The sequence below is a fragment of the Eikenella sp. NML99-0057 genome, assembly GCF_001648535.1.
Taxonomy (GTDB): Bacteria; Pseudomonadota; Gammaproteobacteria; order Burkholderiales; family Neisseriaceae; genus Eikenella; species Eikenella exigua.
On record NZ_LXST01000001.1, the window covers coordinates 313437 to 328098 of the forward strand.

Genomic DNA, 14662 nt, shown 5'->3' on the forward strand with positions numbered 1-14662 from the left:
TAGGGGCTAGCTGAAAAGTTGGGGTAGGGGGATTGGAGTTTCTTTTTCAGGTAGCCTTGGTGTGATTGAGGGAATGGATTAAAGGCTACCTGAAAAGTTTTTTGCTTTTCAGGTAGCCTTTTAGTTAGCTGATGGAGTTACTGAACTTTAATCAGTTTAACATCGAATACCAGCACGGAGTTGGGCGGAATGCTGGGGTTGCCTTTGTCGCCGTAAGCGAGTTCGGCGGGGATGTAGAGGGTGTATTCGCCGCCTTCTTTCATCAGCTGCAGGCCTTCGGTCCAGCCTTTGATCACGCCGTCAAGTTTGAAGGTGGCCGGTTCGCCGCGCTTGATGGAGCTGTCGAACACGGTACCGTCGAGCAATCTGCCTTCGTAGTGTACGGTTACAGTGCTCTTGGCAGTGGGCTGTTTGCCGGTGCCTTCGGTTTTCACGCTGTATTGCAGGCCGGAGGGCGTAGTTTTCACGCCTTCTTTGGCTTTGTTGGCTTCGAGGAAGGCTTTGCCTTCTTCCTGCTGGCGGGTGGCCAGTTTGCCCATCTGGGCAGTGTGGTATTGCTGCAGGATGTTGTTGGCTTCTTCATCGCTTACAGGCAGCGGCTGGCTGGCCATACCGGCCTGCAGGCCTTTAATCAGGGTAGCTTGGTCGAAATCCAAGATGGTGTTGGCGTCGCCCAGCTGTTGGCCTTGGAGGTAGCCGATGAGGTAGCTGGCTTTTTGCTGATCGGTCATGCCGGCCAATACGTCGGAGGCAGCGGCAGGGCCTGAAGCGGCAGCGGGGCCGGAGGCAGCTGAAGCGGCGGCAGGGGCTGATGAGGTCGGAGCAGAGGCGTTGCTGGAAGTGGGCTGTTGGTTACAGGCGGCCAGGGCGAATACCACGGCGGCGGCCAGCAGGCAGGTGCGGAATGTGTTGGTTTGCATAAAACTCCCTAATGTGAATGAAAAGAAACAACAGCGGGCATTACATCATTTCCGCCGTGCTGTTTCAATCGGTTTTACCTGAATTAAAAGGCCTCGGCTTGTTTTTTCGCGGCGGAAGTGATGAAATCCCGCCTTTCTACCGAATACACTGAAAGATTTGTTATGCAACCCGTTTGCCTGCCGCGCGGCCCGATTATGGCCGATGTTGCCGCCCACCGCCTGAGCGAGGAAGAAAAACAACGCCTGCTGCACCCCGCCGTGGGTGGCGTGATTTTGTTTCGCCGCAATTACCAAAACCGCAGCCAGCTTCAGGCTTTGTGTGCCGAAATCAAGGCTTTGCGTACGCCGGAGTTGGTGATTGCCGTGGATCATGAGGGCGGGCGCGTGCAGCGCTTTATCGAAGGCTTCACCCGCCTACCGGCCATGAGCACGCTGGGCGGCATTTGGGAAAAGCAAGGCCAAGCAGCGGCAGAAGCGGCGGCGGAACAGGTGGGTTGGGTGTTGGCGACAGAATTGCGCGCTTGCGGGGTGGACTTATCGTTTACGCCGGTGTTGGATTTGGATTGGGGGCAGTGCGCCGTGATCGGTAACCGCAGTTTCCACTGCCAAGCCGACACCGTTACCACGCTGGCACTGGCGCTGCAACGCGGGCTCAACCGTGGCGGCATGCAAAGCTGCGGCAAACACTTCCCCGGCCACGGCTTTGTTGTCGGCGACAGCCACCATGTGTTGCCAGAAGACCCGCGCAGCCTGGCCGAACTGATGGAGGCAGATATTCAGCCTTTCCGTGCTTTGGCTGCCGAAGGCATGGCCGCCGTGATGCCCGCGCATGTGGTGTACCCGCAGGTAGACAAACAACCTGCCGGTTTTTCGAGCATCTGGTTGAAGCAAATTTTGCGCCAGGATTTGGGCTTCAACGGCGTGATTTTTTCCGACGACCTCACCATGGAAGGCGCCAGCATGGCCGGCGGCATCCGCGAGCGGGCAGCGCAATCTTTCGCGGCCGGTTGCGATATCGTGTTGGTGTGCAACCGCCCCGATTGGGTAGACGAACTGCTCGAAGGCTTCAGGCTACCTGAAAACCCGCAATTAGCCGACCGCTGGCAATACATGGCTGGGCGCGGCACACCAAGTGATTACGCCGCAGTAATGCAGCAGCCCGAATTCCAAGCCGCCCAAGCCTTCACCGCCGCACTTTCCTCGCCGCAAGATTTGGCCGGCGGGGTGAAAGTGGGCGAGGCGTTTTAAGGAGGATACCTATGTTAAACCCGAAAATTTTCAGCCTGCCGGAAGAAGAGCTGCTGGTAAAAGACGTGCCGCAGGGCTATGCCATCGTTTCCGACCAGGTTGCCAAAGAAGGCATGCCGATCCGTTTCCTGTATCGGGAAGAGCCTGATTCGGCCTTCCCGCCCGATAGCGGCTGGCGGATGTTTTCCAGTTTTGAAGACGATGATTATGCCGAAAATGCGGCCAACTTCCACCTCTACAGCCTGCAACGCATGGCTAACTACCAGCCGGCGATCGCCAAATTGCTGCACAGCTCCACCGGCTCGGTGTTTGAGCAGGATTTACACCAGCCGGATTTTGTGGCGGTGAGCGATTGGGAGATTCCGCAGGAGTGAGCTTAGTGTCATCATTGTGATGGCGGGCGGTATAGAGGCTACTTGAAGTGGTTTTTTGATTTTCAGGTAGCCTTTTGTTGTGGCCGGGCAAACCAGGCTGATCAATTAGCTTGTGGCCAATTCAAAATATTTCTGCATCACCAACAGGCTGGTGATCAGTTCTTGCCTGCTATTGAAGAAGGGCTGCATATAGGCGTTGGCGTTGCGGATGATGCGTTCGGCGGCATCGGGGTGTTGTTGGTAGAAGGCGAGTTTTTCTTCGAAATCGCTGTAGTCGGGCTGGAGGTGGACGTAGTGGACTTCAGGCTGTAGCAGGCCCTCCAGCAGCCAGGTTTCGTAGGCGGGGGGGGTCATGAAACAGAGGGAGCGGGAGGCGAGTATCCATTTGAGGTTGGTGGCGACGTCGTTGCCTTCGATGCTGAGGATGTATTTGTATTGCAGCTGTTGGCCTACGCTCATGAAGCTGCGGTGGTAGGGCTGGCCGATGGATTGTTTGTGTACGCAGCCGACGTCGCACAGAGGGTGGTTGTGGTATTGGCGCAAGAAGTGCAGGCGTTGTTCTTGGAAGGCGGCGCCGCGCCAGACGAGTTGGTTGCGTTTGGCGGCAAATGGGGTGCGGTCGGGGTAGATGTAGAAATGGCGCACGCTGTCGAGCTTGAGTAAAACGGAGTATTGGTTGTCGCTCCGGATAGGGCGGCTTTTCACGAAGGCGGGCTGGGCGGAGATGTGGGTGACATCGCCGAATTCGTAGGCGAAGCGGGCTTCTGCCGGGAAGTAGCGCAGGAGGGTGGCGAGGTCGTAGTAGTAGGCGGAGGTGTGGCTGCCGCGTTTGAAGTTGCCGGCTTGGCCTACCGGGGTGAGGCTAGCTGAAAGGGTAAACGGCTGGTTTTGCCGGTTGCAGTAGTCCACGCGCTGCCGGATTTGCTGCTGGGTTTCGCTGGGGAGGCGGGCAAACTCGGCCAATACGGGCTCGATGGATTTGGCGAGTAAGCGGTGTGGCAACAGGCCGAATGGGCTGTGGCGGGTGTAGTAGGCGAGTTTGTGCAGGCGGCGGTGGTAGATGCCGAGATCGATGGGCATGGCGGTTTAGCAGGGTTGTATCAGTTGTTTGGCTTCCTGGCGTTTGAGCTTCCAGCCGTGGGAGTAAACGAGGCAGGTGAGGTAGTATTTTGATTCTATGCGGAATAGGGGGATGAAGAAGAAGGTGAATTTGGTGTAGGCATTGGTGATGTGTAGATTAACGCGGTTGTTGCAGTTGCCGCAGAGGCAGCTTTCGCCGAGGTCGTCAAAATAGCCTTTACTGCCCCAGATGAAGATCATGGCGATTTCTCTTTGTACTTATATGGTTATGTGTGAAAGCCGAGCCAGCACGTTGCGGCCGGCTCGGCTGGTTTGGCTTATACGATTTCGGCTTTGGTGATCACTACGGGCTCAACCGGCACATCGTCGTGGTAGCCGTGGCGTTTGGTGGCAACACCTTCGATAGCATCAACTACATCTTGGCCTTCCACCACTTTGCCGAATACGGCGTAGCCCCAGCCGTGCAGGCTGGGGGAGGTGTGGTTGAGGAAGTCGTTGTCTTTGGTATTGATAAAGAATTGAGAGGAGGCACTGTGCGGGGCCTGGGTACGCGCCATGGCGAGGGTGTATTTATTGTTTTTCAGGCCGTTTTGTGCTTCATTTTTAATCGGGGCGCGGGAGGGCTTTTCCTGCATGTTTTCGTCCATGCCTCCGCCCTGAATCATGAAACCTTTGATCACGCGGTGGAAAATAAGGCCGTCGTAGAAGCTGTCTTTCACGTATTGTTCGAAGTTGGCAGCGGTTTCGGGGGCTTTTTCGTGGTCGAGCTCGATGCCGATAGTGCCGAAGTTGGTATGGAGTTTGATCATGTTTGCCGTCCTGTAATGGGTTGGAGGAAAGGGAAGAGGTTACCTGAAAAACAGTTTGGGGTTTCAGGTAGCCTTTTTATGTTGGGATTATTGCGAAAGAACGCGCACTTGGCGGATAACGATGGGCGTGCGCGGCACGTCTTGATACATATCCACTGTGCCGGTGGGAATACCGGCGATTTTGTCCACCACTTCCTGCCCGGCGGTTACTTTGCCGAACACGGCATAGCCATAGCCACGTGCAGTGGGGGCGGTATGGTTGAGGAATTCGTTGTCTTTCAGGTTGATGAAAAACTGGCTGGTGGCGGAGTGCGGCTGGGCAGTGCGCGCCATGGCGATGGTGTAGCGGTTGTTTTTCAGGCCGTTGGCGGCTTCGTTATCGAGGGCGCGACGTATGGGGGCTTTTTCGGCCATTTGGGCGGTGAGGCCGCCGCCTTGAATCATGAAGCCGGGGATTACTCGGTGGAAGATGGTGCCGTTGTAAAAGCCGCTGCAGGCGTAGGCGAGGAAGTTTTCCACGGTTTTCGGTGCGCGGGTTTCATCCAAGGAAAGCTCAATATTGCCTTGGCTGGTTTCAAGCAACACGCGGGTTTCGGCATGGGCGGCGAGGGCGGAGCAGCCGAGTGTGGCGGCCAGGATGAGTGTGCGGAACGGTTTGTTCATGATATTGGTTAAGATATGGAAATGAATAAAGGCGTTAGGGTAAAGGCTACCTGAAAATTTTGCAAGCATGGCTAAAGTATTTCTGCCGGCCGCGTTAGCTGGCGTTGCGGTATTGCTCATGCTGTTTGCAGCCCTCGCCTGGCAAGAAGAAAGAAAGGCTTTCACTGCCATAGAATGCCGGTTATGGTGGGGAGAGTTGTTTGCAATACAGAACTCATTGATTGTGTTAAAATCGCCCGCTTTTTACATTCTAATTTTCCGCAAAGGCACACCCATGATTTCCACTTCCGGCATCACCATGCAGTTTGGCGCGAAGCCGCTGTTTGAAAACGTCTCCGTCAAATTCGGCGAAGGCAACCGCTACGGCCTCATCGGCGCGAACGGTTCGGGCAAATCCACCTTCATGAAGATTTTGGGCGGCGATTTGGAGCAGACCAGCGGCGAAGTGGCGATTGAACACGGCGTGCGTTTGGGCAAGCTGCGCCAAGACCAGTTTGCCTACGAAGACATGCGCGTGCTGGACGTGGTGCTGATGGGGCACACCGAAATGTGGGCGGCGATGACCGAACGCGACGCGATTTACGCCAACCCCGAAGCCACCGAAGAAGACTATATGCACGCGGCCGAACTGGAAGCCAAGTTCGCCGAATACGACGGCTATACCGCCGAAGCGCGCGCCGCCGAATTATTGAGCGGCGTAGGCATTGCCGAAGAACTGCACAACGCCACCATGGCGGAAGTTGCCCCGGGCTTCAAGCTGCGCGTGCTGCTGGCGCAAGCCCTGTTCTCCAAACCCGACGTGTTGCTGTTGGACGAGCCGACCAACAACTTGGACATCAACACTATCCGCTGGCTGGAAGGCGTGCTGAACCAATACGATTCCACCATGATTATCATCAGCCACGACCGCCACTTCCTGAACGAAGTCTGCACCCACATGGCGGATTTGGACTACAACACCATCACCGTTTATCCCGGCAATTACGACGACTATATGCTGGCCAGCGCCCAATCCCGCGAGCGTGCGCTGAAAGACAACGCCAAAGCCAAAGAAAAATTGCAGGAACTGCAAGAATTTGTGGCACGCTTCTCTGCTAATAAATCCAAAGCCCGCCAAGCGACCAGCCGCTTGAAACAGGCCGACAAAATCAAAGCCGAAATAGTGGAAGTGAAACCCTCCACCCGCCAAAACCCGTATATCCGTTTTGAAACGGACGAGAAAAACAAGCTGCACCGCCAAGCCGTAGAAGTGGAAAACCTGGCCAAATCGTTCGACAAAACCCTGTTTGAAAAATTGTCTTATATTTTGGAAGCAGGGCAACGCCTCGCCATCATCGGTCCGAACGGCGCGGGTAAATCCACCCTGCTGAAACTCTTGGCCGGCGCGTTTGACGAAAAACTTTCCGATGTCAAACCCGATGCAGGCTGCATCAAATGGGCGGAAAAAGCCACCGTCGGCTACTACCCGCAAGACCACGAAAACGACTTCGACGTGGACATGGACCTGACAGAATGGATGCGCCAATGGGGGCAGGAAGGCGACGACGAACAAGTGATTCGCGGCACGCTCGGCCGCCTGCTGTTCGGCAGCAACGACGTGGTGAAAAAAGTGAAAGTGCTCTCCGGCGGCGAAAAAGGCCGCATGCTCTACGGCAAACTGCTGCTGCTGCGCCCCAACGTGCTGATTATGGACGAACCGACCAACCACATGGACATGGAAAGCATCGAATCGCTGAACATGGCGCTGGAAAAATACAAAGGCACGCTGATTTTCGTGTCGCACGACCGCCAGTTTGTATCCTCGCTCGCCACGCAGATTATCGAGCTCGACGGCAAAGGCGGCTATGAATATTATCTGGGCGATTACGAAGGTTACTTAGCCAAGAAAGGCTTGGTGTAACCCCAAAAGGCTACCTGAAAGAGAAATCAATTTTCAGGTAGCCTTTTGCAGATGGTTCAAATAAAAATATAAGTAAGAAAGGGAAAGTATGTTTACACTCAATGGGTTTGGCACCACATTTGTTGGCGAATGCGATTACGAGCCGGACGGCACTTACATCACCACGGCATGGATTGTGGCTTTATGGATACTGCTGATTCCGCTGTATAGCGCACGGATTTTGTTGGTGGAACCGACCATGCTCTCCGGCACGAATTATCAAATTATCAAGCAGCCGGTGCATTGGGGTCAGGCTCGGCGGATATGGGCGTACACACTCGGGATTCCCGCTCTGCTTGCCTTGTTTGTTTGGATGGTGGGTGTGTTGGATTCATTGTCGCCGCTGGCGGGGTAAATCCTATTTTGGCTGGCGGTGGGTGTGATGCTTGTCTACGCTCTTTTGCCGTTTTTCCTGCGCTATCGGGCTTGTAAGGCAATCGGGCTGCGTTACAAGGAGCTGAATGAATCGCCTCTTACTTGGCTGATAGTAGTGTTGTTGTTGCTTGCATTCGGTTATGGGGTATTGTTTGGGAACAAACCATAGCGCAGGCTTGGAATCTGCCCAAGCATGAGGCTACCTGAAAATCGGTAAAGCAGTTTTCAGGTAGCCTGTAGCTGAAATATTTTCCATACAGGCCAGTCAAGGCTGTATGCAGCACTTTGGTTATGCATAGTGCAAATGAAACGGGACGGTTGTTCAAAACCGTCCCGCCATTTTTTGGCTGCCTGCCTGTTGTAGCTGCCTTTGCCTTTCTTTTTACGTTCCGTTTTGTGCCGGAACAGATTGGAACGTACCAGCGCTTTGAGTGCATTATCGCGGATTTTGCCTTTATTGAGTTGGTGTGCCATAGGGCTTTCCTTTTGTTTTGTATTAAAACGGGCGCGGATTGTAGCCTGCCGGTTAGGATGGGGCAAGAGGGAGCAGGCTGCCTGAAAATTGATGTTGCCAAACAAAGGAGAGATGATGCTGCAAGGTTTTGCATTATTGCTTTATGGTATTTTCAGATAGCTTTTTCAGGAAATAAAACGATGGAAAATCATGATTATCTTTCCTGTCGCAAAGAGATACGGGAGTGGGAGTTTGGCAGAGGTTTGTTGAATGGATGGGCTACTGTATTTGGTGCCGCGGCTTTGCTCACTATTCTTGCCCAGATAGCTTTGCTGTCTGGGCAATATCGAATAACAGTATTGCACCTGGGTATATTGCTGCTGATTGCAGTGGCGGTATGCAGGCTGGTGTGGTGGCAGTGGCATGGCAAACGTACCGGGCCACGCGAATTTGTGCGTTTGGAGGAAGAGGGTATCCGTTATTGTTTATCGGGTGCGGGCGAAGGTTTTGTGGCTTATGAATGGTTGCAATTTGTGAATTTGTGGGGCGGAATTTTCCCAGCAAATTGTTATTGCAATACCGCATGCCGGAACAGGCCGGCGTAGTGCCGCAAACGCTCAGTTTGAATTTAAATCGGATTAAGCCGTCGTCTGCAGCCGGAAACCAGGTGTGGCTTAACAGCGCGGGGAATGCTTTGGAATTGGCGGAGGAAATCAGAAACCGCTGCCGGCCGGGGCAGCTGTATGGCAAATTAGTGTATTGATTGCCGGTTTGGCGTGGTGTGGTATTTTTCAGGTAGCCTTTGCATGGAAAGGGCTACCTGAAAACTTAAATGCTTAAGCGCTTTTTTTGCTCCAGCACAAATCTTGCGCCTCGGTCTTGCGCCAAGAGTTCGGCGAGGGCGGGCAGGTTGGCGGCGAGCTGTTCGGCCAGCAGGTAGGGCGGGTTGATAACGAACATGCCGCTGCCGTGCATGCCGAAGCCGTCGCTGCGCGGGGCATGGGCATGAAGTTCGGCTTGCAGCCAATGGGTAATGGGCAGTTTGCGCAGTTCAGCGGGAAGTTGGCGGCTTTCTTCGCGCGAAAGGCAGGGATACCACAGCAAATAGCAGCCGGTGGCGAAGCGGCGCAGGGCGGCCTGCAGGGTTTTGACGACTTGGCGGTAGTCTTGTTTTTGTTCGTAGGGCGGGTCGATGAGGATCAGGGCGCGGCGTGTCGGGGGCGGCAGGAGGGAAATCAGGCCTTGGTAGCCGTCGCTTTGTTTGGCGATGATGCGGTGGTCGGCGCGGGTGTTTTCCTGCAGCAGGGCGAAGTCGGCGGGGTGCAGTTCAAACAGGCGCATTTTGTCGCTGTCGCGCAGCAGGCTTTGGGCAAGGCGGGGCGAGCCGCAATAGAAATCGGGCGCAGGCAGGATATGGCTCAGGTGTTGGCGGAATTGTTCCAGCTCGGCAGGCAGGGCGGGCGCGGCGGGCAGGCGACTGATGCCTTGTTGGTGTTCGCTGGTTTTTTGTGCGGCATCGTCTGTCAGGCGATATAAGCCGGCTCCGCTGTGGGTGTCGATATACCAATAGGGCTTGTCTTTGCGGTTGAAGTAGCTGAGAGTGAGAAACAGGATAAAATGTTTGAATATGTCGGCATGGTTGCCGGCATGGAAGGCGTGGCGGTAGCTGAGCATGAGATGGCGCTGAGTTGGAAAAGGCGGCATTTTATAGCGGGTAGGGCGGCTTTCGCTACTTTGGCTGAATATTGCAGATAAAAAAAGGTGTGGCAGTTGGCCACACCTAAACACACACACATCAAGAGGAAAATGAATCCAATGTTGCAAGAAACAGGAGCATCTCTATTTCAACCAACCGGCTTTGCTTGCCAGCCGGGCACTAAATCCTTTCAACTTGGAGGGATTATAAAGATAATGGCTGGGAGAAATATTGACCAAAATCAAATGAACGACAATTCATAGCCCGAAAGTTTGGCAATTTATGCGTAAAAGAGGCTCCGTTAGCAAATTATCGGTGTGTTCCGGCTTTTCAGGTAGCCTCAAATAGCTTAAACGGGCTGCCACAGGGTATGCCGGCATGCTAAAATGTCTGCATATTAACAAGATGCCGTGCAACAGAACAGTTAGCGGGCAGGGGAATAGCCCTTGCCAACCGGCCTTAACTAGGGAGGGGCAGCATGCGGCCTGGCCGCAATAGCCGCCAAAAGAAAGATTTAAATACGGTTGGAACGAATGATTAAATTTGCACTCGGGCGCAAAGCCGTTAAGCTTGTGAAAACAAATCGGACGGGGCAGGATAATCTGCCTGATGCTGAAGCCTACTACCGCCGCGCCCAACAGCTGCTGGAAGCAGAAGACACCCGCGAAAAAGCCGTGGCCGATATGCTCCAAGCCGCCGAAATGGGGCACCAGCAGGCGCAATACGAGCTGGGCGAGTGGAACCGCCAAGGCCAAAATGTGCCGCAAAACCATGCTACTGCACTATATTGGCTGGAGCGTGCTGCCGCTTCAGGCTACCTGAAAGCCGCCTACAGCCTGGCTTTGATGCAGGCCAACGGCGAAGGCATGCAGCAAGACGTATTGGCCGCTAGCCAAGTGATGCAGCATCTGGCTGCGCAAAAATTCCCGCCGGCTATCGTGTGGCTGATGGAAAATGCGGCCGCCCACGGCCAGCACCAAAAAGCCTTCGCCTGGGCCTCCCATGCCGCTGCGCTGGGTGAACCGCAGGCACAATATCATATGGCCTATGCCCTCCTGCACGGATTGGGCACCAAAACCGATGTGCGCCAAGGCATCAGCTGGCTCAAACGCGCCGCCGAACACGACTACGGCGATGCGCAATGGCAGCTTGCCCGCCTGTATGAAACCGGCCGCTTCGGCGGCATGGACAAAGCCAAAGCCTTGCATTGGTATGAACGTGTAGCCGCCAAAGGCGTGGTGGCTGCCCAAAGCAAGGCCGGGCACATGCGGCTCAATGGTATCGGTTGTGCTGCCGACCCCAAAGCCGCCGTACAATGGATTATCCAAGCTGCCAACGCCAACGACTCGGAAGCGTTGAACCTGCTGGCCAAACAGCTGCTCACCGGGCAGGGCATCCAGCAAAACTTCGATGCCGCCGTGCGCTGCTTGGAGCAAGCTGTGCGCTTGGGCAATGCTGATGCTATGTATCAAATGGGCGATGTGTACCGCTACGGCTTGGGCGTATCTAAAGACGACAAACTGGCGCGGCAATGGTATGAACAGGCTGTGCTCAACGGGCATGAAGAAGCCAAAGAAAAGCTGGCCGAGCCGGTGAAACCCCAGCGCCGTGCGTCCGATCCAGTGTGCCACTTGCCCGACCCGGAAGAACAGTTGGCCGAAGAGCACTACCGGCAAGCCTTCGTTTGCCATTTCGGCCTCAATGGTGCCACACAAGACATCGGCCAAGCTTTCTCGCTCTATAAAGCCGCCGCTGAATACGGCCTGCCGCGTGCGCAAACCAATCTCGGCATGATGTTTTTCCTTGGCGAATTTGTGGGCAAAGACTACGAAAAAGCCGCTGCTTGGTTTAAAAAAGCCGCCCTCCGGCACGATCCCGTGGCGCACTACAACCTCGCCTGCCTCTACTACCACGGCTGGGGTGTGCGCGCCAACGCCGGTGAAGCGATTTCCCACCTCAAGGCCGCCATCGCCCAAGGCCATAAGAACGAAGGCGAGTGGCAGAAGCTCTTGGAGCAATGGCAGGAAGAATTGGCTTAGGGCTGCCTGAAATCAAAAGGCTACCTGAAAAATGGCAAACGGTTTTTCAGGTAGCCTTTATATGCAGTGATGGCGAAACGCAACGCCTGCCTTAAAATATTTCGCCGCAGGCACCGCCTGCCTGCACTTTAAACCCGCCGCATCCGCCCTTATTTGCCGCTTAGAATTTACCCAAGCCGACTTGCCCGCAAACCCCGCTTTGCGCCACAATAAGCCCATCCCGCATAACACAGAAAAAGGAATAAACCATGTCTGATATTGATCACAGCGATCCCATTATCTTCACTGAAAGCTGCTGCAATAAGGTAGCCGAGCTGATTGCTGAAGAAAACAACCCCGATTTGAAACTGCGCGTGTTCGTGAACGGCGGCGGCTGCTCCGGCTTCCAATACGGCTTCACTTTCGACGAAATCGTGAACGACGACGACTTCCAAATCGAAAAAAGCGGCCTCGTTTTCCTAATCGACCCGATGAGCTACCAATACCTGCTCGGCGCGGAAATCGACTACACCGAAGGCCTGCAAGGCTCGCAATTCGTTATCCGCAGCAACCCGAATGCCGTAACCACCTGCGGCTGCGGTTCTTCGTTTTCGGTTTGATTGATTCAATCGCATGAATGAAAGGCTACCTGAAAGTTTCAGGTAGCCTTTTAAACAAGAATGCTACAGCGTTGGCTTGCCTTGCCGTATTACTCATACTGACGGTGACTCGCCGCCTTATCTGTAATCCGCTATATATTGAATGGCATAAAAAAGCCGGCTGGAAACAGCCGGCTGGTTTTATTTTAAGCGAAGCGATCCAAGCTATCTGCTTATGCGCCGTATACCGGATGGGCATCGCACAAGGCTTTCACTTCACCAGCCACGCGAGCCAGGTTGGCTTCGTCTTCGGGTTTGTCCAGCACATCGGCTACCAGATTCGCCAGTTTGCGGGCGGCAGCTTCGTCGAAGCCGCGGGTGGTAATGGCGGCGGTGCCTACACGGATGCCGGAGGTAACGAAGGGTTTTTCCGGGTCGTTCGGGATGGCGTTTTTGTTGATGGTAATCAACGCTTTGCCCAGTGCAGCTTCAGCAGCTTTACCGGTGATGTGTTTCGGGCGCAGATCCACCAGGAAAACGTGGCTTTCGGTGCGGCCGGAAATGATGCGCAGGCCGCGTTTTACCAGCTCTTCGGCCATGGCAGCAGCATTGATTTTCACCTGTTTGGCGTATTGCTTGAATTCAGGCGACAGGGCTTCTTTGAAGGCCACGGCTTTAGCGGCAATCACATGCATCAGCGGGCCGCCTTGCAGGCTGGGGAAAATAGCGGAGTTGAGCGCTTTTTCGTGGGTGTTGTCGCGGCACAGAATCACGCCGCCGCGCGGGCCGCGCAGGGTTTTGTGGGTGGTGGTGGTAACGAAGTCGGCGTGCGGCACGGGGTTGGGGTATTCGCCGGCAGCAATCAGGCCGGCGTAGTGCGCCATATCCACAAACAGGTACGCGCCTACTTTATCGGCGATTTCGCGGAATTTCGCCCAGTCGATTTCCAAAGCGTAGGCGGAGGCGCCGGCCACAATCATTTTGGGTTTGTGCTCAAGCGCGAGGCGTTCCACTTCGGCGTAGTCGAGCACTTCGTTTTCGTCCAGGCCGTAGGTGATGGCGTTGTAGAGCTTGCCGGAAATGTTTACCGATGCACCGTGGGTGAGGTGGCCGCCGTGGGCGAGGCTCATGCCGAGGATGGTGTCGCCGGGGTTCAATACGGAGGCATACACGGCTTGGTTGGCTTGCGAGCCGGAGTGGGGTTGTACGTTGGCATAGGTGGCGCCGAACAGTTTTTTCACGCGTTCGAGGGCAAGCTCTTCGGCCACATCCACGTGTTCGCAGCCGCCGTAGTAGCGTTTGCCGGGGTAGCCTTCGGCGTATTTGTTGGTAAGCTGGCTGCCCTGGGCTTCCATCACGGCGCAGTTGACGTAGTTCTCGGAGGCAATCAGCTCAACGTGGTCTTGTTGGCGGTGCTCTTCAGCGGTAATAGCAGCGGCGAGTTCGGGGTCATATTGTTCGATGGTGATGCTGCGGGAAAACATGCTTGGATCTCCTTTAGTAAAGGCAATGGTAGGACGCTGGTGGTGTCGGGGGGGATAAGCTGAACAGACCTTCTCTTGCCCCCAACCGTGCTACTTGCATTATTTGCAGTTCGTTGGGTAAAAAAGGGGAGGAGTTTATTTAACTCTAATGCGCTGTATTGTAGCTGAATTCGGTGGTTATAGTTAAGGTACTTACTTGCTTCTTACTGCGTTGGCTTGCTTTACGGTACTACTTGTACTGTGTGCTGTACTGTATCAGTGGTCTCGCCGCCTTGTATGAAAATATTATAGCCTGACCTAGATAGCCAGGACAGACTATCTCTTACCATTTGTTTCAACATGGCAATCTGAGACTTCATTTCATTGTTGTTAAATCGCCATTCGCACTCTTTCAAATACAGCTCGAAATACTTTTTTCGGAATACTGTTGAACTTGCGTAAATGACGTTTGGCCCGGTTCTAGAAATTCTCAATCCCGTTAATGTGGTTTTGCCTGCCTGCAAAACGAGTGCGGTAATTAATGTGCAAGCGGCTAAACTCGCTAACATCCAATACATTGGGATACTGTGACAATCGGTATAAGCTACGCTGTCCGGCCTTATCTGCTCCCGGATAATCGGCAGTAGGGTAGCCGCTAATATTGGCTACGGTAACGGTATAAACCTTGCCGTTACGCTTTAACAGCCAGAATACCATAACTTTGCCGGCTGTTCCGCGACTGCGTTTGCCTTTGCGGCAGCCGTCCAAATAACTTTCATCTGCTTCTGCTTCGCCATCAAATCGTTCCAAGTGCTCGTAACTATGAAAAAAAGCAAACTCAAACGGTGAAAGTAGTAGGCAGCGGTGGTTTTATTGACTCCGGCCAATTCAGCGGCAGTACGGGCGGTTGCTCCTGCAACGAACAATTCGATCAGTTTGTTTTGAACGGGCTGGCTGAGGCGACTTCCCTCATGGGAATGCTTTAATCAAATCTGAGTATTCCTAATTATCTAGGACAGCTCCA

15 protein-coding genes and 1 pseudogene are annotated in these 14662 nt (G+C 54.3%); 7 read left to right on the plus strand and 9 right to left on the minus strand.

From position 1 onward, the window contains the following. Positions 1-137: 137 nt before the first annotated feature. Complete coding sequence (locus A7Q03_RS01575) at positions 138-920, minus strand: FKBP-type peptidyl-prolyl cis-trans isomerase (protein WP_067446749.1); 783 nt, start codon at positions 918-920, stop codon at positions 138-140. 162 nt (positions 921-1082) lie between these two features. Here A7Q03_RS01575 and nagZ point away from each other — a divergent pair, with 162 nt between their 5' ends. Both nagZ and A7Q03_RS01585 read left to right on the plus strand, forming a co-directional pair. Beyond that, a complete protein-coding gene (gene nagZ, locus A7Q03_RS01580; RefSeq protein WP_067447350.1) occupies positions 1083-2168 on the plus strand; it encodes a beta-N-acetylhexosaminidase in 1086 nt (361 codons plus the stop codon). 11 nt (positions 2169-2179) lie between these two features. Next, positions 2180-2542 (plus strand): DUF2185 domain-containing protein, encoded by a 363-nt coding sequence (locus A7Q03_RS01585; RefSeq protein WP_067446751.1) that lies wholly within the window; start codon positions 2180-2182, stop codon positions 2540-2542. Positions 2543-2647: 105 nt separating this feature from the next. On the opposite strand, the gene A7Q03_RS01590 is transcribed toward A7Q03_RS01585, so the two are convergent. From A7Q03_RS01590 to A7Q03_RS01605, 4 genes are all read right to left on the minus strand, one after another. Next, the gene (locus A7Q03_RS01590) at positions 2648-3622 is read right to left on the minus strand and encodes a glycosyl transferase family 90 (RefSeq protein ID WP_067446752.1); all 975 of its coding nucleotides are present in this window, start codon (positions 3620-3622) and stop codon (positions 2648-2650) included. Between the two features lie 6 nt (positions 3623-3628). Then, positions 3629-3862 carry a zinc-ribbon domain-containing protein gene (locus A7Q03_RS01595; RefSeq protein WP_067446754.1) on the minus strand — a complete coding sequence of 78 codons (234 nt, stop codon included), beginning with the start codon at positions 3860-3862 and terminating at the stop codon, positions 3629-3631. Between the two features lie 77 nt (positions 3863-3939). After that, positions 3940-4431 carry a peptidylprolyl isomerase gene (locus A7Q03_RS01600; protein WP_067446756.1) on the minus strand — a complete coding sequence of 164 codons (492 nt, stop codon included), beginning with the start codon at positions 4429-4431 and terminating at the stop codon, positions 3940-3942. Positions 4432-4518: 87 nt separating this feature from the next. Further along, complete coding sequence (locus tag A7Q03_RS01605) at positions 4519-5094, minus strand: peptidylprolyl isomerase (protein WP_067447352.1); 576 nt, start codon at positions 5092-5094, stop codon at positions 4519-4521. Positions 5095-5368: 274 nt separating this feature from the next. Between A7Q03_RS01605 and A7Q03_RS01610 the strand changes: the two genes are divergently transcribed. Then, complete coding sequence (locus A7Q03_RS01610) at positions 5369-6994, plus strand: ABC-F family ATPase (RefSeq protein ID WP_067447354.1); 1626 nt, start codon at positions 5369-5371, stop codon at positions 6992-6994. A gap of 88 nt (positions 6995-7082) precedes the next feature. Continuing rightward, complete coding sequence (locus A7Q03_RS10510) at positions 7083-7388, plus strand: hypothetical protein (protein WP_231863695.1); 306 nt, start codon at positions 7083-7085, stop codon at positions 7386-7388. Between the two features lie 245 nt (positions 7389-7633). Here A7Q03_RS10510 and A7Q03_RS10515 read toward each other — a convergent pair whose 3' ends face one another. Beyond that, positions 7634-7882: an alternative ribosome-rescue factor A gene (locus tag A7Q03_RS10515; protein WP_067446758.1), complete on the minus strand. Its 249-nt coding sequence runs from the start codon at positions 7880-7882 to the stop codon at positions 7634-7636. Between the two features lie 12 nt (positions 7883-7894). Between A7Q03_RS10515 and A7Q03_RS01625 the strand changes: the two genes are divergently transcribed. After that, entirely contained in the window at positions 7895-8467 is a 573-nt protein-coding gene (locus tag A7Q03_RS01625) for a hypothetical protein (RefSeq protein ID WP_153705454.1), read from the plus strand. Positions 8468-8690: 223 nt separating this feature from the next. Here the strand turns inward: A7Q03_RS01625 and A7Q03_RS01630 are convergent, their stop codons facing one another. Beyond that, a complete protein-coding gene (locus A7Q03_RS01630) occupies positions 8691-9536 on the minus strand; it encodes a 23S rRNA (adenine(2030)-N(6))-methyltransferase RlmJ (RefSeq protein ID WP_067447356.1) in 846 nt (281 codons plus the stop codon). Between the two features lie 555 nt (positions 9537-10091). Here A7Q03_RS01630 and A7Q03_RS01635 point away from each other — a divergent pair. Beyond that, positions 10092-11597, plus strand: coding sequence for an SEL1-like repeat protein (locus tag A7Q03_RS01635; protein WP_067446762.1), 1506 nt, complete (start codon positions 10092-10094; stop codon positions 11595-11597). Positions 11598-11845: 248 nt separating this feature from the next. Continuing rightward, entirely contained in the window at positions 11846-12196 is a 351-nt protein-coding gene (gene erpA, locus A7Q03_RS01640; protein ID WP_003821808.1) for an iron-sulfur cluster insertion protein ErpA, read from the plus strand. A gap of 212 nt (positions 12197-12408) precedes the next feature. On the opposite strand, the gene glyA is transcribed toward erpA, so the two are convergent. Together glyA and A7Q03_RS09660 are read right to left on the minus strand one after the other, a co-directional pair. Further along, a complete protein-coding gene (glyA, locus tag A7Q03_RS01645) occupies positions 12409-13659 on the minus strand; it encodes a serine hydroxymethyltransferase (protein ID WP_067446764.1) in 1251 nt (416 codons plus the stop codon). A gap of 221 nt (positions 13660-13880) precedes the next feature. Then, positions 13881-14573 (minus strand): annotated as a pseudogene (locus tag A7Q03_RS09660) (IS1595 family transposase). Between the last annotated feature and the right edge of the window lie 89 nt (positions 14574-14662).

Coding starts and splice junctions, on each gene's coding strand:
- A7Q03_RS01575 (WP_067446749.1), bottom strand. CDS start 920: ATGCAAACCAACACATTCCGCACCTGCCTGCTGGCCGCCGCCGTGGTA.
- nagZ (WP_067447350.1), top strand. CDS start 1,083: ATGCAACCCGTTTGCCTGCCGCGCGGCCCGATTATGGCCGATGTTGCC.
- A7Q03_RS01585 (WP_067446751.1), top strand. CDS start 2,180: ATGTTAAACCCGAAAATTTTCAGCCTGCCGGAAGAAGAGCTGCTGGTA.
- A7Q03_RS01590 (WP_067446752.1), bottom strand. CDS start 3,622: ATGCCCATCGATCTCGGCATCTACCACCGCCGCCTGCACAAACTCGCC.
- A7Q03_RS01595 (WP_067446754.1), bottom strand. CDS start 3,862: ATGATCTTCATCTGGGGCAGTAAAGGCTATTTTGACGACCTCGGCGAA.
- A7Q03_RS01600 (WP_067446756.1), bottom strand. CDS start 4,431: ATGATCAAACTCCATACCAACTTCGGCACTATCGGCATCGAGCTCGAC.
- A7Q03_RS01605 (WP_067447352.1), bottom strand. CDS start 5,094: ATGAACAAACCGTTCCGCACACTCATCCTGGCCGCCACACTCGGCTGC.
- A7Q03_RS01610 (WP_067447354.1), top strand. CDS start 5,369: ATGATTTCCACTTCCGGCATCACCATGCAGTTTGGCGCGAAGCCGCTG.
- A7Q03_RS10510 (WP_231863695.1), top strand. CDS start 7,083: ATGTTTACACTCAATGGGTTTGGCACCACATTTGTTGGCGAATGCGAT.
- A7Q03_RS10515 (WP_067446758.1), bottom strand. CDS start 7,882: ATGGCACACCAACTCAATAAAGGCAAAATCCGCGATAATGCACTCAAA.
- A7Q03_RS01630 (WP_067447356.1), bottom strand. CDS start 9,536: ATGCTCAGCTACCGCCACGCCTTCCATGCCGGCAACCATGCCGACATA.
- A7Q03_RS01635 (WP_067446762.1), top strand. CDS start 10,092: ATGATTAAATTTGCACTCGGGCGCAAAGCCGTTAAGCTTGTGAAAACA.
- erpA (WP_003821808.1), top strand. CDS start 11,846: ATGTCTGATATTGATCACAGCGATCCCATTATCTTCACTGAAAGCTGC.
- glyA (WP_067446764.1), bottom strand. CDS start 13,659: ATGTTTTCCCGCAGCATCACCATCGAACAATATGACCCCGAACTCGCC.